This is a genomic window from Microbacterium sp. ZXX196 (assembly GCF_009709595.1).
Classification (GTDB): Bacteria; Actinomycetota; Actinomycetes; order Actinomycetales; family Microbacteriaceae; genus Microbacterium; species Microbacterium excoecariae.
In genome coordinates this window covers 99,164-120,504 of the sequence record NZ_WMEE01000003.1, presented here as the reverse complement: position 1 = coordinate 120,504, position 21,341 = coordinate 99,164, and the positions used below count along the sequence as shown (strand labels likewise).

The following is a 21,341-nucleotide window of genomic DNA, read 5'->3' as shown; positions in this document are numbered from 1 at the left end:
AGGGGATATCGCGGATCCCGGCGTACGCTGGGACGCCATGGACGCCCCCGAGACGACCCCGGCCCCCGCGGACGCGCGCGCGCAGTTCGCGGACCAGGCGTTGCCCTTCATGGACCAGCTCTACGGCGCGGCGATGCGGATGACCCGCAACCCGCCGGACGCGGCCGATCTGGTGCAGGACACGTTCGTCAAGGCCTACGCCTCGTGGTCGCGCTTCGAACAGGGCACGAATCTCAAGGCGTGGCTTTACCGGATCCTCACGAACACCTATATCAACGGCTACCGCAAGAAGCAGCGGGAGCCCTACCAGGGCGCGATCGACGACCTGGAGGACTGGCAGCTCGGCGGGGCGGAATCCACCACCGCGACGAGCCGGCGATCCGCCGAGGCCGAGGCCATCGATCACATGCCCGCGTCCGCCGTGAAGGACGCGCTGCAGGAGATTCCCGATGATTTCCGGATGGCGGTGTACCTCGCCGACGTCGAGGGCTTCGCCTACCAGGAGATCGCCGACATCATGAAAACCCCCATCGGAACCGTCATGAGCCGGCTGCATCGCGGCCGCCGGCTCCTGCGCGACAAGCTGAGGGACTACGCGGCCGAGCGAGGGATCGCGGCCGCCCAGACAGGAGTGAAGAAGTGAGCGACTGCGGCTGCGAGAAGGCCCGCGCGGACCTCGAGGCGTTCGTGCGCGGCGAGCTGGAGTGCTGCCGCACCCAGCACAGCGAGATCCGGGAGCACATCGAGAACTGCCCCGGCTGTCAGGACGAGGCGACCGTGCAGCGCACCCTGACGGTGGCGGTCCAGCGCGCGTGCATCGACGAGGCGGCACCGGAGGAGCTGAAGGCGCAGGTCATCGCGTCGCTCCTCGACGTGCAGTCGCGCCCGCACTGACGCGACGCGCGGGTGCGTAGGGTGGTCGGGTGACCGCTCTCGACGCCCGCACCGTGCCCGCCGACCCGACCTCCCGCGACGCGCTCGCCGCGCGCGGCCTCGACTACCGGGTCGTGGAGGCCGACGACCTCGCCGACCACCTGCGCGCCGAGTACCGCGGGTTCCTCGGCGACGAGCCGACCGAGGCCGAGGTCGCCGACGACCTGCGCACCCACGCCGAGCGGCGCGTGATCGGCGTGTACGACGCGGCGAGCCCGCAGCCGTACCCCGTCGCGACCGAGTGCGCCTGGGTGACCCCGCTCAGCGTGCCGGGCGGCGAGATCGACATGTGGGCCATCAGCGGCGTGACCGTGGCCGCGACGCATCGGCGCCGCGGCATCGCGCGCGGCATGCTCGAGGGCGACCTCCGCGCCGCGAAGGACGCGGGGCTCGCGATCGCGGGGCTCACGGCGACCGAGGCGACCATCTACGGCCGCTACGGATTCGCGCCCGCCGCGCCCGCCGCGCACGTGCGCGTGGACGCCCGCCGCGCGGGCTGGGGAGGGGTGGATCCGTCCGCCCGCCTCGAGTTCGTCGAGCGGTCCGAGCTGGCCCGCGACCTGGGGGAGCTCCACGAGCGCACGCGCGCCGCGCGCGCCGGGGATGTCGGCGCCTGGCCGCGCCGCTGGGAGCAGAAGGCGGGGCTCACCCCCGACGTCGACAAGCCCCGCCAGGTGCGCGGCGTGCGGGCGCTCGACGCGACGGGCGCCCTCGTCGGGGCCCTCGCCTTCCGTGTCCTCGAGACGGCGGAGTATCACAACCACACGCTCAAGATCGAGCACCTCGTGGCGGCCACGCCCGACGCCCACGCCGCGCTCTGGCGCTTCGCGCTGAGCTACGACCTCGTGGGCACGGTCGAGGCGCCGCTCCAGCCCGTCGACGACGCGCTCGGCTGGCTCGTGCGCGATCGCCGCGCCGTCACGAGCCGCGCGCACGATCACGGCTGGCTCCGGATCCTCGACGTGCCCCGCGCGCTCGCCGCGCGCGAGCTCTCGGGCGCCTTCGGCGTGCGCCTGGCGGTGACGGATCCGCTGGGCCTCGCGGACGGCGCGTGGACCGTCGCGCGGCTCGGCGCGGAGGGGGCGCGGAGCGAGCCGCTCGCCGAGGGCCAGGCGGCGGAGGTCACGCTCGACGTCGGCGCGCTGTCGGCCGCGTACCTCGGCGGCGTCCGCCTCGAGACGCTGCAAGCCGCGGGGCGCGTGACGGGCGATCCGGCGAAGATCCGCGCGCTCTCGGACGCGCTGTCCGCGCGGCGCGCGCCGCACCTGTCGATCTGGTATTGACTCTTACCATGGGCACGCTCCTGGCCGTCTGCGCCGTTCACCAGCTGCTCCCGGACGCCGGGACCGTCGGCACCACGGCGATTGACAAGCGCCCCGTCGCGGGCCCCGTCCGCGTCGGGCCGCTCGGCGTCTACGGCGACGTCCAGGCCGACCGCGCGCACCACGGCGGCGAGGAGCAGGCCGTCTACGCGTACGCGCAGGAGGACGCCGAGTGGTGGGAGGAGGCGCTCGGCCGCGAGATCCCGTTCGGGACCCTGTTCGGCGAGAACCTCCGCACGCAGGGCATGGACGTCTCGCGCGCCGTGGTCGGCGAAAGGTGGCGCATCGGATCCGTGCTGCTCAAGGCGACCCGCCCCCGCAACCCCTGCATGACCTTCGCGCGCCGCATGGGCCTGGAGAAGGAGGGCTGGGTCAAGCGCTTCGCCTCCGAGCGGCGCCTCGGCACGTATTTCCGCGTGCTCGAGAAGGGGCGCCTCGCCGCGGGGGACGCGATCGAGCGCGTGCACGTTCCGACGGGGGCGCCCACGGCCCGCGACCTGCTGGGCGGGCCGGGGCGCTCCTCCGACTGAGGCGTCAGCGCCGGCGCGAGCGCTCGGTCGCGTCGTGCACCTCGCCGATCAGCTCCTCGATCACGTCCTCGAGGAACAGCACCGACACGGTCCGCCCCTCCGAGTCACGCACGCGCGCGAGGTGCCGGCCCTGCTGGCGCATGAGCGCGAGCGCGTCCTCGAGGTCGGTCGAGGTGTGCACGGGCACGAGGTGGTGGATCCGCTTGGGCGGCACGGGCTCTGTGACCTTCGCGTCGGCCTCGGGGCTCGCGGCCCGCAGGACGTCCTTGAGGTGCACGTACCCGACGGGCTCGCCGCCCGCATCCGCGATGACGTAGCGCGAGTACCCGTGGGTCTGGACGGCCTTCTCGATGTCGGCGGGCGTCGTGCCCTCCGGCAGCGTCACGATGCGGGAGAGGGGGACCGCGACGTCGCCCGCGGTCTTGTCCGTGAACTCGACCGCCGCGGCGATCGTGCCGGACGCGTCGTCCAGCACGCCCTCGCGGTGCGACTGGCTCACGATCGTCGCCACCTCGTCGAGCGTGAAGGTGGAGGCGGCCTCGTTCTTCGGCTCGACGCCCACGGCGCGCAGCGCCGCGTTCGCGATGCCGTTGAGCGCCCAGATCACGGGGCGGAACACCCGCGAGACCCACACGAGCGGCGGCGCGAGGATCAGGACGGCGCGGTCCGGAACGGAGAACGCGAGGTTCTTCGCGACCATCTCGCCGAAGACGACGTGGAGGTACGACACGAGCACGAGCGCGATGATGAAGGCGACCGTGCCGATCGCGGCCTCCGGGAGCCCCGTGAGGCCGAGGGGGCCCTCGAGCAGGTGGTGCAGCGCGGGCTCGGAGACGTTGAGGATGAGCAGCGAGCAGATCGTGATGCCGAGCTGGCTCGTCGCGAGCATCGCCGTCGCGTGCTCCATCGCGTACAGCGCGGTCTTTGCGGCGCGCGACCCCTTCTCTGCGCGCGGCTCGATCTGCGAGCGCCGCGCGGAGATGACCGCGAACTCGGCGCCGACGAAGAACGCGTTGCCAATCAGCAGCACGACGAGCCAGGCGATTCCTGCCCAGTCGCTCATGTGAGGCTCCCCTCGCCGCGGGCGGGCTCTTCCGTCGCGAGCGGCGACGGGTCGGGCGTGAAGCGCACGCGGTCGACGCGCCTCCCGTCCATGCGCTGCACGACGAGGGATCCGCCCTCCACCGTGACGGTGTCGCCGACGGCGGGGATCCGCTCGAGCGTGCTCATGATGAACCCGCCGATCGTGTCGTAGTCGTCCGACTCGGGCACCTCGACGCCCGCGCGCTCGTGCGCCTCGTCGGGGCGCAGCTGCGCCGGGAGGGTGATGCCGTCGCGGTGGCGCACGACGCCGGCGCGGCGGCGGTCGTGCTCGTCGGCGACCTCGCCGACGATCTCCTCGACGAGGTCCTCGAGGGTGACGACGCCGGCGGTGCCGCCGTACTCGTCGACGACGATGGCCATCTGGTACCCGCTGCCGCGCAGATCCGCGAGGAGCTGGTCGAGGTGCACCGTCTCGGGCACGCGCAGGGGCTCCGTGCGCAGCGCGCCGACGGGCACGTCGAGGCGGCGCTCGCGCGGCACGCTCACGGCCGCCTTGATGTGCACGACGCCGACGATGTCGTCGAGGTCGTCGTCGAAGACGGGGAAGCGCGAGTGGCCCGTCTCGCGCGCGAGGCGCACGACGTCGTCGGCGACCTCGCCCACGGCGACCGCGTGCATGCGGGGGCGCGGGGTCATGACGTCGGCGGCCGACAGGCGGGAGAACGTCAGGGTGCGATCGAGCAGCGTCGCGGTGTCCTTCTCGAGCACGCCCGCCGTGGCGGAGCGCCGCACGAGGCTCGAGAGCTCCTCGGCCGTGCGCGCGCCCGAGAGCTCTTCCTGGGGCTCGATGCCGATCGCGCGCAGGATGCCGTTCGCGCTGCCGTTCAGCGCCGACACGGCCGGGCGGAACACGGTCGTGAACGCGATCTGCAGGGGGGCGACGACCTTCGCGGTCGCGAGCGGGAGCGCGAGCGCGAAGTTCTTCGGGATGAGCTCGCCGAGGATCATCGACAGGATCGTCGCGACGGCCATGCCGACGACGGTGGCGATGGCCGACACGGCCGCCTCCGGGAGCCACCCCGCGAGCAGCGGCTCGAGCAGCCGCGACATCGCGGGCTCCATCGTGTACCCCGTGAGGAGGGTCGTGAGGGTGATGCCGAGCTGCGCCGACGAGAGGTGCGTCGAGGTGTGGCGCAGCGCCTGGATCGTGAGGGCCAGGCGGGTCTCTCCCCGGGCCTGGCGCGCCTCGAGATCCGCGCGATCGAGATTGACGAGAGAGAATTCGCTGGCGACGAAGACGCCGGTGCCGACGATGAGGACGAGGCCCACGCCCAGCATGATCCAATCCATCACGGCCGCAGGTCACCGCCCGATCGATCGGGGGAGGGCGCGTCGTGGCGCGGATATCGGGGCGCGGGTCGGCTACTGGGAGGGTCGTCCATGATGTCGTCATCCTAGTCCACCGCCCGGGGCCTCCGCCCGGGAATCGGGCTCTCCCGGCGGATCCGGAACACCGGGATCCGGGAGGGATCCGAGGGGTATGCACCAGGGTGCGTGGGATAGGCTGGCGGGAGGGACGCACGCGTTAATCGCGGCGTGCGACGACCATCATTCTTCGATGAAAGTGGGCGATCTGACCGTGTCGAGTCAGGTGACGGGTACCGGAACGTCGAGCGACGAGGAGTTCGGGGCCAATCAGTGGCTGATCAACGAGCTCTTTCGTCAGTACAAGGTGAACAAGGACACCGTCGACAGGGAGTGGTGGCCGGTGATGGAGAGGCTCGCTGAGGAGCAGGGCGGCGCAGCCCCGGCATCGGCGGCCCCCGCCAAGCCGCAGCCTACCCCGGCGCCGAAGCCGCAGGCGGCCCCCGCCGCCCCGCCCGTCGCCAAGACGACGGCGAAGCCCGCGGCGGCCGCGCCGATCCCCGCGGAGCCCGAGGCGAAGAAGTCGGCGGGCGACGCGGAGCCGGCGGAGGACAAGGTCACCGTCATGAAGGGCATGACGAAAACGCTGGCCAAGAACATGGACCAGTCGATCTCCGTGCCCACGGCGACGTCGGTGCGGACGGTGCCGGCGAAGCTGATGATCGACAACCGCATCGTCATCAACAACCACATGTCGCGCACCCGCGGCGGCAAGGTCTCGTTCACGCACATCATCGGGTGGGCGCTCATCCAGGCGCTCAAGGCCTTCCCGAGCCAGAACGTCTACTACGCCGAGATCGACGGCAAGCCGAGCGTGGTCGCCCCGGCGCACGTGAACCTCGGCATCGCGATCGACCTGCCGAAGCCCGACGGCACCCGCGCGCTCATGGTGCCGAGCATCAAGAACGCCGAGTCGCTGACCTTCAGCGAGTACCTCTCGGCGTACGAGGACCTCGTCAAGCGCGCGCGGGCGAACAAGCTCACCGCGAACGACTTCGCCGGCACGACCGTGTCGCTCACGAACCCGGGCGGCATCGGCACGGTCCACTCCGTCCCGCGCCTCATGAAGGGCCAGGGCTGCATCATCGGCGCCGGCGCCCTCGACTATCCGGCCGAGTTCTCGGGCGCGAGCCAGAAGACCCTCAACGAGCTCGCGATCGGCAAGACGATCACGCTCACCTCGACCTACGACCACCGCGTCATCCAGGGCGCGGGATCCGGCGAGTTCCTGAAGGTCGTGCACCAGCTCCTCATCGGCGGCAACGGCTTCTACGAGGACATCTTCGCGGCCCTCCGGATCCCGTACGCCCCGATCCGCTGGAACGCCGACGTCTCGGTCGACATCGCGGAGCGCGTCGACAAGACCGCGCGCGTGCAGGAGCTCATCAACGCCTACCGCGTCCGCGGCCACCTCATGGCCGACATCGACCCGCTGGCCTACTCGCAGCGCGAGCACCACGACCTCGAGATCGAGTCGCACGGGCTGACCTTCTGGGACCTCGAGCGCGAGTTCGTCACGGGCGGCTTCGGCGGCAAGCGCCAGGCGAAGCTGCGCGACATCCTCGGCGTGCTGCGCGACACGTACTGCCGCACGACCGGCATCGAGTACATGCACATCGCCGACCACGAGCAGCGCGAGTGGTTCCAGGCCAAGCTCGAGCGGCCCTACGAGAAGCCCGACCACGACGAGCAGCTCCGGATCCTCGGCAAGCTCAACCAGGCCGAGGCGTTCGAGACCTTCCTGCAGACGAAGTATGTCGGCCAGAAGCGCTTCTCCCTCGAGGGCGGCGAGTCGCTCATTCCGCTGCTCGACCGCGTCATCGACGGCGCGGCCTCGGCGGGCCTCGCCGGCGCGGCCGTCGCGATGGCGCACCGCGGTCGCCTCAACGTGCTGACGAACATCGCGGGCAAGACCTACGGCGACGTCTTCAGCGAGTTCGAGGGCGCCCTGCCCGGCAACAAGCGCGGATCCGGCGACGTGAAGTACCACATCGGCACGGAGGGCACCTTCACGGGCACCGACGGCAACGAGATCGACGTGTATCTCGCGGCCAACCCGTCGCACCTCGAGACGGTCGACGGCGTGCTCGAGGGCATCGTCCGCGCCAAGCAGGACCGGTACGAGAAGGGCACCTTCCCGTGGCTGCCGATCCTCGTGCACGGCGACGCGGCGTTCGCGGGCCAGGGCGTCGTCGTCGAGACGCTGCAGATGTCGAACCTCCGTGCCTACCGCACGGGCGGCACGGTCCACATCGTGGTGAACAACCAGGTGGGCTTCACGACGCTCCCGCAGGACGCCCGCACCTCGCGCTACGCGACCGACGTCGCCAAGACGATCGCGGCCCCCGTGCTGCACGTCAACGGCGACGACCCCGAGGCCGTCGTGCGCGCGGCGGAGCTCGCGTTCGAGTATCGCCAGACCTTCCAGCGCGACATCGTCATCGACCTCGTCTGCTACCGCCGCCGCGGTCACAACGAGGGCGACGACCCGTCGATGACGCAGCCGCTGATGTACGGCCTGATCGAGGCCAAGCGCTCCGTGCGCCGGCTCTACACCGAGGCGCTCGTCGGGCGCGGCGACATCACCGAGGAGGAGTACGAGGCGGCCAAGGCCGACTTCCAGAACCGCCTCGAGGTCGCCTTCGCCGAGACGCACGCGGCCGAGACCGGCGCGATCCCCGTGGTCACGCCCGAGCAGCTGCCCCCCGAGGTCGAGACCGAGCCCGAGGAGACGGGCGTCGGCGCCGGCGTCGTCGCGCAGATCGGCGACGCGCACAGCAACAAGCCCGAGGGCTTCACGGTGCACGCGAAGCTCCAGCAGCTGCTGGACAAGCGCACGCAGATGAGCCGCGAGGGCAAGATCGACTGGGGCTTCGGCGAGCTGCTGGCCTTCGGATCCCTCCTCCTCGAGGGGACGCCCGTGCGCCTCGTCGGGCAGGACTCGCGCCGCGGCACGTTCGTGCAGCGCCACGCCGTCTTCCACGACCGCGTCAACGGCCAGGAGTGGCTGCCGCTCGCGAACCTCGCGGAGGGCCAGGCCCGCTTCAGCGTGTACGACTCGCTCCTCAGCGAATACGCCGCGCTCGGCTTCGAGTACGGCTACTCGGTCGAGGACACCGAGGCGCTCGTCCTGTGGGAGGCGCAGTTCGGCGACTTCGTCAACGGCGCGCAGTCGATCATCGACGAGTTCATCTCCTCGGCCGACCAGAAGTGGGGTCAGGAATCGGGCGTCGTCCTCCTCCTGCCGCACGGCTACGAGGGCCAGGGCCCCGACCACTCGTCCGCGCGCATCGAGCGCTTCCTGCAGCTGTGCGGGCAGAACAACATGACGGTGGCCCGCCCCTCGACGCCCGCGTCGTACTTCCACCTGCTGCGCCGTCACGCGTACTCACGCCCGCGCCGCCCGCTCGTGGTCTTCACGCCCAAGGCGATGCTGCGCCTGCGCGGAGCGACGAGCGAGGTGGCCGACTTCGCCGAGGGCGCGTTCCGCCCCGTGATCGGCGACGACCGGCCGATCGACAAGGCCGCCGTGACCCGCGTCCTCGTGCACGCGGGCAAGATCCACTGGGACCTCGCGGCCGAGGTGCAGAAGAAGGACGACCCGCAGGTCGCCCTCGTGCGCCTCGAGCAGTTCTACCCGGCGCCCATCGAGGAGCTCACGCGCGTGCTCGGGGAGTACCCGAACGCCGAGGTCGTGTGGGTCCAGGACGAGCCGGAGAACCAGGGCGCCTGGCCGTTCATCCAGCAGTGGGTGCAGCAGGCGGTCGGCCGGAGCTTCTCGGTCGTCTCGCGCCCGGCGGCGGCGGCCCCCTCGACCGGATCCTCCAAGGTCCACGCCGTCGAGCACACGGAGCTCATGCGCCGGGCCTTCGCCCGCTAACCCGGTCAGGCCCTTACCGGGGCCTACGCGCGGGCGAGCGCGGGCGCGCGGTGCGCGCGGAGGTACTGCGCGGGCCACAGCGCAGCGGGGTCCTCGCCGAGCTCCGCCGCCGCGCGGAGACCGAAGTGCGGATCGCGCAGCCATTCGCGGCCCGCGAGGATGACGTCGGCGGATCCCTCCGCGAGGATCCGCTCGGCCTGCTCGCCCGAGGTGATGATGCCGACCGCGCCGACGGGAGCGCCCGCGACCTCGCGGATCCGGGCCGCGTGCGGGACCTGGTAACCGGGGAACACGTCGATCTGCTGGTGCGCGACGAGGCCGCTCGTGGAGACGTCGATGAAGTCGGCGCCGGCCTCACGCGCCCACGCGGACACCTGCGCGACGTCGTCGGTCACGAGCCCGCCGTCGGCGGCGTCCGTCGCCGAGAAGCGTACGAGGAGCGGCACGCCCTCGCCGACCTCCTCGCGCACCGCGCGCACGACGTCGAGCGTCAGGCGCGCGCGGTTCTCCAGCGTCCCGCCGTAGATGTCGGTGCGGTCGTTCGTGAGCGGCGAGAGGAACTCGTGGAGGAGGTAGCCGTGCGCGGCGTGGATCTCGATCGCCCGGAACCCCGCCTCGATCGCGCGCCCCGCGGCCTGGCGGAACGCCTCGATGACCTCGCCCACGCGGCCCGCGGACATCGCCTCGGGCGCCGCGAACCCGTCGTACGCGACGGCCGACGGGGCTTCCGTCGTCCACCCGCCCTCGGCCGCGGGCACGGATCCGGATCCCTCCGCGAACGGCGAGAACGTCGAGGCCTTGCGCCCCGCGTGCGCGAGCTGGACGCCCGCGACGGATCCGCGCTCCGCGATCGCGCGCGTGACGGGGCGCCACGCGTCGATCTGCGCGGCGTTCCAGAGCCCCGCGTCCTCGGGGGAGATGCGCCCCTCGGGCACGACCGCCGTGGCCTCGGCGATCACGAGCCCGGCGCCGCCGGAGGCGAACTGCGCGAGGTGCACGTGGTGCCAGTCGTTCACGATCCCGTCGACCGCGCTGTACTGGCACATCGGCGCGACCCAGAGCCGGTTGCGGAAGGTGACGTCGCGGATCTCGAGGGGCGTGAAGAGCTGGCTCATGGGGGCCTTTCGACGTGGAGGATCCGCCCCGCGAGACGCCGATAGTCTGGCGGCATGCCGGGCGGATTCGAGTGGGGCGACAACGAGTGGGTGGCATCCGATGCCGCGAGCGTTCTCCGCGTGCCAACGCACGGCGACCACAAGTATTCCCGCGGCGTCGTCTCGCTGCTGACCGGATCCGAGGAATTCCCGGGCGCCGCGGTCCTCTCGGTCGAGGGCGCTACCCGGGCGGGCGTCGGAATGGTGCGCTGGTTCGGGCCGGACCCTGTCGGCCAGCTCGTGCTCCAGCGCCGCCCCGAGACCGTCACAGAGGCGGGGCGCACGGACGCGATCGTCGTCGGATCCGGGATCGACGGCCGCACGCGCGACGAGGCCTCGACCCGCACGATCCTGGGCATGTTCGCGCTGGGCGCGCCCGTCGTCATCGACGCCGGCGCGCTCGACCTCGCCCCGCGCGCCGTGGGCCCGTTCGTCGTGACCCCGCACGACCGGGAGCTGCGCGAGGTGCGGATCCCGCTCGGCCTCGGCGTCGACGACATCGACGTGGATCCTCTGCAGGACCGGCTCGACGGCGGCTTCCGCGAACGCGTGCTCGTGGCGCGCGAGACGGCCGTCGGCGTCGGAGGGGTCGTGCTGCTCAAGGGCGCCGAGACGATCGTCGCGACGCCGGGCGGCTGGTGGACCGTCGTGCGCAGCGGCACGCCGTGGCTGGCGACGGCGGGCACGGGCGACGTGCTCGCGGGCGCGATTGGCGCGATCCTCGCGGGCGCCGCCGCGCGCGACCGCGCCCGCGAGGTGGACGTGGAGGAGCTTGGCCCGATCGCCGCGACGGCCGCCTGGCTGCACGGCACGGCGGGCCGCATCGCGGCGGGACCCGGCCGGCCGATCGCGGCGCTTGACGTGGCCGAGGCGCTCCCGGCCGCCTTCGCGGAGGCGTTCGCGTGACCCACGGGCGCCGGGTGCGCCTTCTCGCTTGCTGGGCCGCGTTCGTCGCGGCGCACGCCCTCGCGATCGCGGCCGGCTGGCTGTGGCCGAACCAGCCCATGGGCGACACCTACCTCGTCTACGAGCCGTGGAGCCGGGCCGCTCTCGAGGGCGCGTACGTCCCCGGCCTCACCGAGGACTGGGTCTACCCGCCGCTGGCGCTGGCCCCCATGCTCCTCGCCCATACGCTCGTGTGGTTCTCGTCATACGCGGCCGCGTGGGCCGCGCTCGTGACGGCGCTCGATGTCGTCGCGTTCGCGCTGCTCGTCGGCCGCGGGCGCTCGCGGGCCCGCCTCTCCGCGGGCGCGTTCTGGGCCGGGTTCGTCGTGCTCCTGGGCCCCGTCGGCCTCTTCCGCATCGACGCGGTGACGGTGCCGCTCGCGGTCCTCGCGGTGGTGTGGCTCGGATCCCGCCCCGCCGTCGCCGGCGCGCTCGTCGCCGCGGGCGCCTGGATCAAGGTGTGGCCCGCGGCCCTCGGCCTGGCCGCCGTCGTCGCCCTGCGCACGCGGGGCCCGGTCGCGCTCGGCGCCGTCGCGGTCTCGGCCGCGGTGGCCGGGGTCGTGCTGCTGGCGGGCGGCGGGACGCACCTCGCGGGCTTCGTCACGACTCAGGGGGAGCGCGGCCTGCAGGTCGAGGCGATCGCGGCGACGCCCTTCGCGCTGGGGGTGGGGGGAGCCGTTGTCGCGTACGACACGGAGATCCTGACCTACCAGGTCTATGGACCCGGCGTCGCCGCGGTCGCCGCCGCCCTCACGCCGCTCATGGTGATCGCGGTCGCCGCGATCGCGGCGCTCGGGGCGTGGCGGGTCCGCGCGGGCGCGGATGCGCGCGCCGTGCTCCCGCCGCTCGCGCTCGCGCTCGTCGTCGCGCTCATCGCGACGAACAAGGTCGGATCCCCGCAGTTCCAGACCTGGCTCGTCGCGCCGGTCGTGCTCTGGATCCTGTGGGACCGGCGCGCCGCCCGCGGTCCCGCGGCGCTGGCGCTCGCGATCGCCGGCCTCACGCAACTCGTCTACCCGATCGCGTATCACCTCGTGCTCGGGGGCGATAGCGTGGGGCTCGCGGTCCTCGTCCTGCGCAACGCCCTCGTCGTCGCGCTTGGGGTGTGGGCCGTGGTCCGCCTCGTCCGCACCCCAGCCCCGGGAGTCCCATGCTCGTCGCCTTCTCCGTCGCCCCGTCCGGAACCGGCCGCGCCGACGCCTCCGTCCACGACGCCGTCGCCGCGGCCGTGAAGGTCGTGCGCGAGTCGGGCCTGCCGAACCGCACCTCGAGCATGTTCACGGAGATCGAGGGGCCCGACTGGGACACGGTGATGGGCGTCGTAGGGCGGGCGACGGAGGCCGTGGCGCCCTTCGGATCCCGCGTCTCGCTCGTGCTGAAGGCCGACATCCGGCCCGGCTATGCGGGCGAGATCGACGGCAAGCTCGAGCGCCTCGAGCAGGCGATCGACGAGGCGTAGCGCCCGCCTTCGGTCAGGCCGCGGCGGGGATCCGCACGCGCCGCTCGGCCGCGAACGCGACGGCGGCGATGACGAGGCCCGCGAGCGCGAGGCCGATGCCGAGCCACGCCGGCGCAACGTAGCCGAAGCCCGCCGCGATGACGGCGCCGCCGAGCGCCGCGCCGAGGCTGTTGCCGATGTTGAGCGCGGAGTGGTTCAGCGCCGCCCCGATCGCCTGGTGCTCCGCAGCGACGTCGAGCAGCCGCAGCTGGATCGCGGGGGTGACGACCTGCCCCGCCACGCCGAACACGAACAGCGCCGCGACGAGCGCGATCGTGAAGGGCGCGAGCACGGCGACGAGGGCGGAGGTCGCGGCGAGGGATCCGAGGCTCACGAGAAGCGTGCGGCGCACGCTGATGTCCGCGAGCCGGCCGCCGAGAAAGTTGCCGACGAACATGCCGCTGCCGAGCGCGACGAGCGCGATCGGTACGACCCACTCGGGGGCGCTCGCCGCCTCGGTCACGAGCGTCGAGACGTAGCTGTAGACGGCGAAGAACGCGCCGAAGCCGATGGCGCCGATCGCGATCGTGAGCCACACCTGGGGGATCCGGAACACCCCGAGCTCCTGGCGGAACGTGCGCCCCACGTCGCCGGGGTGCGGCGGGACGAAGCGCCAGCACATGACGAGCGCGACGGCGAACACCACCGCGACGACGACGTACGCGGCGCGCCACCCGAAGACCTGGCCGAGGAAGGTGCCGGCGGGAACACCCACGACGTTCGCGACCGTGAGGCCGGACATGACCATCGCCACGCCCCACCCGCGCTTGGTCGGGCCGAGCAGTTCGCTCGCCACGACCGCGGCCATGCCGAAGTACGCCCCGTGCGGCAGGCCCGCGAGGAAGCGGCACAGCGCGACCAGCCCGAACGTCGGCGCGAGCACCGTGAGGGCGTTGAAGACGAGGAGCGCGGCGGCGAGCGCGATCATGACCCGGTTGCGGGGGAACCGCGAGACCACAGCCGCGATCGTCGGCGCGCCGAGGACGACGCCCAGCGCGTACAGGCTAATGAGGATCCCCGCCTGGCCGATGGCCTCTTCCGGGCTCGCCTGATAGGCGGCGGGGAGGAGGTCGCTCGCGATGTCGGGCAGGAGCCCCATCGAGACGAACTCCGTCATGCCGATGCCGAATGCGCCGATGGCCATGGAGAGGAGCGCCATCGTCGCCGCACCCCTCGACGCGAGGGTCGAGGAAGTCACGGGACAAAACTACCGGGCTCCCGCGGCTCCGCCGGCCAGCGGGTGTCCAGTTCTCAGGCGAGCAGGGCGCGGAGGTGGTGGCCGAGGACGTCGGTCTCGATGAGGAACCCGTCGTGCCCGAAGTCGCTCGCGATCACGATCGCGTCGTCGCCGTGGATCGTGGATCCGATCCCGCGCGCGATCCGGTGCTGACCCTCGAGGGGGAAGAGGCGGTCGGTGTCGATGCCGACCACGAGGGTGCGGGCGGTGACGCGGCCCAGCGCGTCCTCGATGCCGCCGCGGTCCCGGCCGACGTCGTGCGAGTCCATCGCCTCGACGAGCCGGATGTAGGTGTTCGCGTCGAACCGGCGCGTGAACTTGTTGCCGTGGAAGTCGAGGTAGGACTCGACGGCGAACCGGCCGCCGTGCCCCAGGGGGCTCACGTCGGACTGCCACGAGCGCTGGAAGCGCTGGTTGAGCTCGACGATGCCGCGGTAGTTCAGCATCGCCATGCGCCGCGCGAGCGCGAGCCCGCGGTGCGGGCCGTCGCCCGCGGCCGCCTCGTAGTACTCGCCGCCCGCGAAGCCGGGGTCGATTTCGATGGCCTCGAGCTGCGTGGAGTTCAGCGCGATCTGGTCGGCCGTGTTCGCCGGCGGCGCGGCGATGACGGCGAGCCGCTCGACGCGGTCCGGGTGCGTCGCGGCCCACTCGAGGGCGTGCATGCCGCCCATGGATCCGCCGACGACCGCGGCCCAGGACCCGATGCCCAGCCGGTCGGCGAGCGCCGCCTGCGCCGCCACCTGATCGCGGATCGTGACGTAGGGGAAGCGGGACGCCCAGTGGTCGCCGTCCGGGTGGATGCTTGCGGGGCCCGTGGATCCCTGGCAGCCCCCGAGCATGTTGGGGGCGACGACGAAGTAGCGGTCGGTGTCGAGCGGCGCGCCCGGCCCGACGATGTCCTCCCACCAGCCGGCGGTCGGGTGGCCGGGGCCGGCGGATCCGCGCACGTGGCTGTCGCCCGTGAACGCGTGTAGCACGAGGATCGCGTTCGACGCGTCGGTGTTCAACTCGCCCCACGTCTCGTAGGCGAGGCGCATGTGGGGGAGCACGCCGCCCGTCTCCGTCGTGAAGGACCCGAGCCAGGCGAACTGGCGGGCCCCGGCGGGGTCGCCGTCCTGCCAGGCGCCGGTCGCGGGCGGCCGCCCGGCCATGAGTCGGGTGTCGGCCTCCGTCACGGGGGCCGACGGCACCGTGTCCTCGGAGATCTGCCAGTCCATCGGATCCATTCTGCCGTGTCCGCCGTGGTGGCCGGACACGCCCGCCCGCACGCGCCCGCCCGCCGCGGCGGGCGAGCGTCAGCGCGCGTCGGAGATGGCGCGCGCGGCGGCGAAGGCCTGCTCGAGGTCGGCCGTGAGGTCGGCGACGTTCTCGAGGCCGATCGAGAGCCGAACGAGCCCCGGCGTGACGCCGGCCGTGAGCTGCTGCTCGGGCGTGAGCTGCGAGTGCGTGGTCGAGGCGGGGTGGATGACGAGCGAGCGGACGTCGCCGATGTTCGCGAGGTGGCTGAACAGCTCAAGGGCGTTGACGAACGCGCGGCCCGCGTCGACGCCGCCCTTGAGCTCGAAGGACAGCACGGCGCCGACGCCCGCGGGCGCGTAGCGCTGGGCGGCGCCGAACCAGGGCGACGAGGCGAGCCCCGAGTAGTTCACGGTCGCCACGTCGGGGTGCGCCTCGAGCCACTCCGCGATCTTCTGCGCGTTCTCGACGTGCCGCTCGATGCGCAGCGACAGCGTCTCGATGCCCTGGATCAGCTGCCAGGCGTTGTTTGGGGCGATCGCGGCGCCGAGGTCGCGCAGCAGCTGCACGCGCGCCTTCGTGATGTATGCGACGCCGTTGCCGAGCGCGCCGGTGTAGCTGACGCCGTGGTACGAGGGATCCGGATCCGTGAGCTCGGGGAAGCGCTCCGCGTGCTCCGACCACGCGAACCTCCCACCGTCGACGACGACGCCCGCGACGACCGTGCCGTGACCCGCGAGGAACTTCGTCGCGGAGTGCACGACGATGTCGGCGCCGTGCTCGAACGGGCGGATGAGGTAGGGCGTCGCGATCGTGTTGTCGACGATGAGGGGGAGCCCGCTCTCGTGCGCGACGTCCGAGACAAGGCGGATGTCGAGGACGTTGACCTGCGGGTTTCCGACCGTCTCGGCGAAGAACAGCTTCGTGTTCGGGCGGACGGCGCGCCGCCATTCCTTGGCGTCGTCCTGGTTCTCGACGAACGTGACCTCGATGCCGAGCTTCGCGAGCGTGTACTTGAAGAGGTTGTAGGTGCCGCCGTAGATCGAGCTCGACGAGACGATGTGGTCGCCCGCGCTCGCGATGTTCAGCACAGCGAACGTCTCGGCCGCCTGGCCGCTCGCGACGAGCAGGGCGCCCGTGCCACCCTCGAGCGCCGCGATGCGCTGCTCCGCGACCTCCTGCGTGGGGTTCATGATGCGGGTGTAGATGTTGCCCGGCTCGGTCAGCGCGAACAGGTTCGCGGCGTGGTCGGAGTCGCGGAACACGTACGCCGTCGTCTGGTACAGGGGCGTCGCGCGGGCGCCCGTGGTCGGATCCGGGCGCGCGCCCGCGTGGATCTGCTGGGTCTCGAAGTGCCACGAGGCGGCGTCGGTCATGGGATCCCTCTCGCTACGGGTCGGTCAGGCGGCGGCGATGCCGGCGGGTTCGAGCGTACGTCTCCGGCCGAGGGCCGCCAAGGTTCCGGAAACCCGGCGTCACACGCCCCCATTACGCTGGATCCATGACGCGACGCGCAGTGGTGACGGGAGCAAGCTCGGGGATCGGCAGGGCGACGGTCCTCGCCCTGCGGGAGCGCGGCTGGGAGGTCACGGGCGTCGCGCGCCGCGCGGACCGCCTCGCCGCGTTGGCCGAGGAGACGGGCGCCGACGTGTTTGCCGCCGACCTCACCCAGCAGGCCGACATCGACGCGCTCGCCGCGTACCTCGGCGGCCGGCCGCTCCACAGCCTCGTGCACATCGCGGGCGGCGCGCTCGGCGCCGACCGGGTCGAGGACGGCGACCCCGACGGCTGGTTGCGGATGTACGAGATGAACGCGCTGTCGGCCCAGCGCCTCGTGCGCGCCCTCCTGCCGCAGCTGCGCGCGACGGCCGCGGCGGGCCCCACGCACGCCGACACCCTGTTCCTCACCTCGACCGCGGCGCAGACCGCCTACCCCGGCGGCGCGGGCTACAACGCCGCGAAGGCGGCCGAGTCGATGCTCGTGGCGGCGCTGCGCCAGGAGCTCGCGGGCGAGCCGATCCGCGTCATCGAGATCGCGCCCGGCATGGTCCACACGGAGGAGTTCTCGCTCGTGCGCCTCGGGTCGGCCGACGCGGCCGACCGCGTCTACGAGGGCGTCGAGAACCCCCTCACGGCGGACGACGTCGCCGACGTCGTCGCGTACGCGCTGACCGCGCCCGGGCACGTCAACCTCGACCTCGTGACGCTGCGCCCCGTCGCGCAGGCCGCCCAGCACCTCGTGCACCGCGGCCCGCTCGCTCCGCGCGCGTAGCGGATCCGCCCCCTTTCTCCGACACACAAAGGACATGACCGTGGCAGACGACTTCCTCGAGCGCGAGATCCTCACGTGGGACGGCTTCGGCCGCGCCACGCGCGACCTCGCCCGGACGATCCTCGCGGCCGGGTTCGAGCCCGAGGTCGTCGTCGCGATCGCGCGCGGCGGCCTCGTGCCGGCCGGCGCCATCGCGTACGGCCTCGGCGCAAAGAACTGCGGCGCGATCAACATGGAGTTCTACACGGGCATCGGCACCGTGCTCGATGCGCCCGAGGTGCTCCCGCCCGAGCTCGACATGAACTATCTCGACGGGCGGCGCGTGCTGCTCGTCGATGACGTCGCCGACTCGGGGCGCACGCTGAAGATGGCCGTCGACCTCCTGCGCGAGAAGGGCGCCGACGTGCGCTCCGTGACGATCTACACGAAGCCCGCGACGATCATCCAGCCGGACTTCGCGTGGAAGGACACGGACCTGTGGATCAACTTCCCGTGGTCCGCCGACGGCACGGTCGCCGAGGAGGACGCGGGCCTGCCCGCGAGCGCCTGAGCCGATGACCGAGGAGACCCTCGCCGGGCTCGCGGACGGCGGGCGCATGGACCCGGGGTGGGCGCGCGCGCTGGCCCCGGCCGCGCCGCGGATCGCGGCGCTCGGGGAGCGGCTCGCCGCCGGCGCGGAGCCCGCCCTCCCCGAGCCCAAGCTGGTGCTGCGCGCGTTTCGTGAGCCGTTCGACGACGTACGGGTGCTGATCGTGGGGCAGGATCCGTACCCCACCCCGGGCCACGCGATCGGGCTCGCCTTCGCGACCGCGCGCGACGTGCGGCCCGTGCCGCGGAGCCTCGCGAACATCTATCGCGAGCTGGAGGACGACCTGGGGATCCCCCGGCCCGCCCACGGCGACCTCTCGAGCTGGGCGACCCAGGGCGTCCTGCTCCTCAACCGTGTGCTCACGGTCGCGCCCGGGGTGCCCGGATCCCACCGCGGCCAGGGCTGGGAACACGTCACCGAGCGCGCGATCGAGGCGCTCGTGGCGCGCGATCGCCCCCTCGTCGCGATCCTCTGGGGCGCGGACGCGCGCCGGCTCGCGCCGCGTCTCGGATGCACGCCGCGCATCGAGTCGGCGCACCCCTCGCCGCTGTCGGCCCGGCGCGGCTTCTTCGGATCCCGACCCTTCTCCCGGGCCAACGCGCACCTCGTCGAGCAGGGCGCGGATCCGGTCGACTGGCGGGTAATCTGACACCCATGCTCCCGGAGGAATACCAGAAGCGCCGCCGCCTGCCGCGGCACCTGCGGAAGCGCCCCGAGGTGGAGCGCCCCTTCGCCTACGCCATCCGCCCCGCGGAGAAGCGGGACATCCCCGACATCCGGGAGATCTACAACTACTACGTGACGAACTCGGTCGTCACGTTCGACGAGAAGCGCTGGACGCACCGGCAGTGGGTGGAGAAGTTCGACCACATCCGCAAGCTCGGCCTCCCGTTCCTCGTCGCCGAGTCGCCCTCGGGCCAGATCCTCGGCTACGCGCTCGTGTCGCCGTGGTCGGGAAAGTCGTCGTACCGCTACACCGCCGAGAACTCGATCTACCTCGGCCCGACCGCCGTGGGCAAGGGCCTCGGCGGGGCGCTGTTGGAGGCGCTCATCGCGGCCAGCGAGGACTTCGGCCTGCGCCAGATCGTCGCGGTCATCAGCGACAAGGGCGCGGAGGGATCCATCGCGCTGCACCGCAAGTACGGCTTCGAGGAGGTCGGGCGGATGGGGCGCGTCGGGTTCAAGTTCGGCCGCTGGCTCGGCGTCGTGCACATGCAGAAGCAGCTCCCGAAGAAGAAAAAGAAGCGCCGCGGCCTGTTCGGCTGACGGTCGAGGGGTCACCCCCGTCCCGCGGATCCGGGTGCATTTGTGCGATTCGCAGCGGGGGCGGGGGATTCGCGTCGCGCAAGAGCGCCTGCGCGCGCGACCCGGGGCCGGCGCCCCATACACACATCGCCCCTCTCGCGGCGCGCGGGAGGGGCGATTCGTGTTGCGGCTCAGTCCTCGTCGGGCTCGTAGTCGACGCCGGCCTCGGCGCGCTGCTCGGGCGTGATCGGGGCCGGGGCGGCCGTCAGCGGGTCGAAGCCGTTGCCGGTCTTGGGGAACGCGATGACCTCGCGGATCGAGTCGGCGCCCGCGAGGAGCGACACGACGCGGTCCCACCCGAAGGCGATGCCGCCGTGGGGCGGGGCGCCGAAGGCGAACGCGTCGAGGAGGAAGCCGAACTTCTCCTGCGCCTCCGCCTCGCCGATTCCCATGACGTCGAACACGCGCTCCTGCACGTCGCGGCGGTGAATACGGATGGATCCGCCGCCGATCTCGTTGCCGTTGCAGACGATGTCGTAGGCGTACGCGAGCGCGTCGCCCGGGTGCTCCTCGAAGGAGTCGAGCCACTCGGGCTTCGGCGACGTGAACGCGTGGTGCACGGCGGTCCAGGCAGAGTTGCCGAGGTCGACGTCGTCGTCCTCGCCCGTCGGCTTGAACAGCGGCGCGTCCACGACCCACACGAAGGCCCAGTCGCCCTCGCGGATCTGGCCGGTGCGCTTGGCGACCTCCACGCGGGCCGCGCCGAGCAGAGCGCGCGCGTCGTTCGTCAATCCCGCCGCGAAGAACACGGCGTCGCCCGGCTGGGCGCCCGTGATCTCGGCGAGGCCCGCGCGCTCGGCGTCGGAGAGGTTCTTCGCGACGGGGCCGCCGAGGGTGCCGTCCTCCGCGAACGTGACGTACGCGAGGCCCTTCGCGCCGCGGGACTTGGCCCAGTCCTGCCACGCGTCGAACTGGCGGCGGGGGAGCGAGGCGCCGCCGGGCATGACGACGGATCCGACGTACTCCTGCTGGAAGACGCGGAACGAGGTCTCGGAGAAGTACTCGGCGAGCTCGACGATCGCGTTGCCGAAGCGCAGGTCGGGCTTGTCGGATCCGTACAGGCGCATCGCGTCGGCGAACGTCATGCGGCGAATCGGGGTCTCGATCTCGACGTCGATCAGCTTCCACAGCGCGCGGACGATCTCCTCGCCGAGCGCGATGACGTCCTCCTGGTCCACGAAGCTCATCTCGATGTCGAGCTGGGTGAACTCGGGCTGGCGGTCGGCGCGGAAGTCCTCGTCGCGATAGCTGCGGGCGAGCTGGTAGTAGCGCTCCATGCCGCCGACCATGAGGAGCTGCTTGAACAGCTGCGGCGACTGGGGGAGGGCGTACCAGGAGCCCGGGTTGAGGCGCGCCGGCACGAGGAAGTCGCGGGCGCCCTCGGGGGTCGAGCGCGTGAGCGTCGGCGTCTCGATCTCGACGAACTCGTGCCCGTCGAGCACGGCGCGGGCGGCCTGGTTGGCCTTCGAGCGCAGGCGCATCGCGGCGGCGGGCGCCGGGCGGCGCAGGTCGAGGTAGCGGTGCTTGAGGCGCGCCTCCTCGCCGACCGTCTCCTGCCCGTCGAGCGCGGTGGAGACCTGGAAGGGCAGCGGTGCGGACTCGTTCAGCACCTCGACCGTGGTCGCGATGACCTCGATCTCGCCCGTGGGGAGGTTGTCGTTGGCGTTGCCGTCCGGCCGCGCCGAGACCTCGCCGGTCACGAGCAGCACGAACTCGCTGCGCAGCGGGTGCGCGATCTCCTCGTCGCGGATGACGACCTGCGCGATGCCCGAGGCGTCGCGGAGGTCGATGAACGCGACGCCCCCGTGATCGCGGCGCCGATCGACCCATCCCGCGAGGGTGACGGTCTGGCCGATGTGCGCGGCTCGCAGGGAGCCGGCCGGGTGAGTGCGCAGCACGGAGGATCCTCCTCGAAAAAACGGTGTTTCGCCCATCCTAGGCGGCCGGGCCCGCGCCGCCTGCGCGGAGACT

General features: G+C 72.5%; 19 protein-coding genes. 12 read left to right on the top strand and 7 right to left on the bottom strand.

What is annotated here, in order from left to right; all coding sequences use genetic code 11:
• Positions 1-37 precede the first annotated feature (37 nt).
• From GJQ66_RS03895 to GJQ66_RS03880, 4 genes are read left to right on the top strand one after another with little or no spacing between them, the layout of a single operon-like run.
• Complete coding sequence (locus GJQ66_RS03895; protein ID WP_196215804.1) at positions 38-643, top strand: sigma-70 family RNA polymerase sigma factor; 606 nt, start codon at positions 38-40, stop codon at positions 641-643.
• A complete protein-coding gene (locus GJQ66_RS03890) occupies positions 640-894 on the top strand; it encodes a zf-HC2 domain-containing protein (RefSeq protein WP_166320200.1) in 255 nt (84 codons plus the stop codon). The genes GJQ66_RS03895 and GJQ66_RS03890 overlap by 4 nt, the downstream gene beginning before the upstream one ends.
• Before the next feature lie 29 nt (positions 895-923).
• A complete protein-coding gene (locus GJQ66_RS15355) occupies positions 924-2,216 on the top strand; it encodes a GNAT family N-acetyltransferase (protein ID WP_368732643.1) in 1,293 nt (430 codons plus the stop codon).
• 8 nt (positions 2,217-2,224) lie between these two features.
• Positions 2,225-2,785 (top strand): MOSC domain-containing protein, encoded by a 561-nt coding sequence (locus GJQ66_RS03880; RefSeq protein WP_155048020.1) that lies wholly within the window; start codon positions 2,225-2,227, stop codon positions 2,783-2,785.
• A gap of 4 nt (positions 2,786-2,789) precedes the next feature.
• On the opposite strand, the gene GJQ66_RS03875 is transcribed toward GJQ66_RS03880, so the two are convergent.
• Both GJQ66_RS03875 and GJQ66_RS03870 read right to left on the bottom strand, forming a co-directional pair.
• Complete coding sequence (locus GJQ66_RS03875) at positions 2,790-3,848, bottom strand: hemolysin family protein (protein ID WP_155048019.1); 1,059 nt, start codon at positions 3,846-3,848, stop codon at positions 2,790-2,792.
• Positions 3,845-5,179 carry a hemolysin family protein gene (locus GJQ66_RS03870; protein ID WP_155048246.1) on the bottom strand — a complete coding sequence of 445 codons (1,335 nt, stop codon included), beginning with the start codon at positions 5,177-5,179 and terminating at the stop codon, positions 3,845-3,847. The genes GJQ66_RS03875 and GJQ66_RS03870 overlap by 4 nt, the downstream gene beginning before the upstream one ends.
• A gap of 289 nt (positions 5,180-5,468) precedes the next feature.
• On the opposite strand from GJQ66_RS03870, the gene GJQ66_RS03865 reads away from it, so the two are divergent.
• Complete coding sequence (locus GJQ66_RS03865; protein ID WP_368732683.1) at positions 5,469-9,134, top strand: multifunctional oxoglutarate decarboxylase/oxoglutarate dehydrogenase thiamine pyrophosphate-binding subunit/dihydrolipoyllysine-residue succinyltransferase subunit; 3,666 nt, start codon at positions 5,469-5,471, stop codon at positions 9,132-9,134.
• 23 nt (positions 9,135-9,157) lie between these two features.
• Here GJQ66_RS03865 and GJQ66_RS03860 read toward each other — a convergent pair whose 3' ends face one another.
• Positions 9,158-10,249, bottom strand: a complete 1,092-nt coding sequence (locus GJQ66_RS03860) for an NADH:flavin oxidoreductase/NADH oxidase (protein ID WP_155048017.1) — start codon at positions 10,247-10,249, stop codon at positions 9,158-9,160.
• A 54-nt stretch (positions 10,250-10,303) separates the two neighbouring features.
• Here GJQ66_RS03860 and GJQ66_RS03855 point away from each other — a divergent pair, with 54 nt between their 5' ends.
• Genes GJQ66_RS03855 through GJQ66_RS03845 form a run of 3 tightly spaced genes read left to right on the top strand, consistent with a single transcriptional unit; the run spans position 10,304 to position 12,692 of the window.
• A complete protein-coding gene (locus GJQ66_RS03855; RefSeq protein ID WP_155048016.1) occupies positions 10,304-11,194 on the top strand; it encodes an ADP/ATP-dependent (S)-NAD(P)H-hydrate dehydratase in 891 nt (296 codons plus the stop codon).
• Positions 11,191-12,465: a glycosyltransferase 87 family protein gene (locus tag GJQ66_RS03850; RefSeq protein WP_368732642.1), complete on the top strand. Its 1,275-nt coding sequence runs from the start codon at positions 11,191-11,193 to the stop codon at positions 12,463-12,465. The genes GJQ66_RS03855 and GJQ66_RS03850 overlap by 4 nt, the downstream gene beginning before the upstream one ends.
• Positions 12,384-12,692, top strand: coding sequence for a thiamine-binding protein (locus tag GJQ66_RS03845; protein WP_155048015.1), 309 nt, complete (start codon positions 12,384-12,386; stop codon positions 12,690-12,692). Before GJQ66_RS03850 ends, GJQ66_RS03845 begins: the two co-directional genes overlap by 82 nt.
• Before the next feature lie 13 nt (positions 12,693-12,705).
• On the opposite strand, the gene GJQ66_RS03840 is transcribed toward GJQ66_RS03845, so the two are convergent.
• The 3 genes from GJQ66_RS03840 to GJQ66_RS03830 form a co-directional block, all read right to left on the bottom strand.
• Positions 12,706-13,929, bottom strand: a complete 1,224-nt coding sequence (locus tag GJQ66_RS03840) for an MFS transporter (protein ID WP_368732641.1) — start codon at positions 13,927-13,929, stop codon at positions 12,706-12,708.
• A gap of 53 nt (positions 13,930-13,982) precedes the next feature.
• Entirely contained in the window at positions 13,983-15,185 is a 1,203-nt protein-coding gene (locus GJQ66_RS03835) for a homoserine O-acetyltransferase (protein WP_155048014.1), read from the bottom strand.
• 78 nt (positions 15,186-15,263) lie between these two features.
• Complete coding sequence (locus GJQ66_RS03830; RefSeq protein WP_155048013.1) at positions 15,264-16,580, bottom strand: bifunctional o-acetylhomoserine/o-acetylserine sulfhydrylase; 1,317 nt, start codon at positions 16,578-16,580, stop codon at positions 15,264-15,266.
• A gap of 125 nt (positions 16,581-16,705) precedes the next feature.
• On the opposite strand from GJQ66_RS03830, the gene GJQ66_RS03825 reads away from it, so the two are divergent.
• Genes GJQ66_RS03825 through GJQ66_RS03810 form a run of 4 tightly spaced genes read left to right on the top strand, consistent with a single transcriptional unit; the run spans position 16,706 to position 19,331 of the window.
• Positions 16,706-17,476, top strand: a complete 771-nt coding sequence (locus GJQ66_RS03825) for an SDR family oxidoreductase (RefSeq protein ID WP_155048012.1) — start codon at positions 16,706-16,708, stop codon at positions 17,474-17,476.
• A gap of 34 nt (positions 17,477-17,510) precedes the next feature.
• The gene (locus GJQ66_RS03820; RefSeq protein WP_155048011.1) at positions 17,511-18,026 is read left to right on the top strand and encodes a phosphoribosyltransferase; all 516 of its coding nucleotides are present in this window, start codon (positions 17,511-17,513) and stop codon (positions 18,024-18,026) included.
• A 4-nt stretch (positions 18,027-18,030) separates the two neighbouring features.
• Positions 18,031-18,714, top strand: coding sequence for a uracil-DNA glycosylase (locus tag GJQ66_RS03815; RefSeq protein WP_155048010.1), 684 nt, complete (start codon positions 18,031-18,033; stop codon positions 18,712-18,714).
• 5 nt (positions 18,715-18,719) lie between these two features.
• Positions 18,720-19,331 carry a GNAT family N-acetyltransferase gene (locus GJQ66_RS03810; protein ID WP_155048009.1) on the top strand — a complete coding sequence of 204 codons (612 nt, stop codon included), beginning with the start codon at positions 18,720-18,722 and terminating at the stop codon, positions 19,329-19,331.
• A gap of 170 nt (positions 19,332-19,501) precedes the next feature.
• On the opposite strand, the gene aspS is transcribed toward GJQ66_RS03810, so the two are convergent.
• Positions 19,502-21,268, bottom strand: a complete 1,767-nt coding sequence (gene aspS, locus GJQ66_RS03805; protein WP_368732640.1) for an aspartate--tRNA ligase — start codon at positions 21,266-21,268, stop codon at positions 19,502-19,504.
• Between the last annotated feature and the right edge of the window lie 73 nt (positions 21,269-21,341).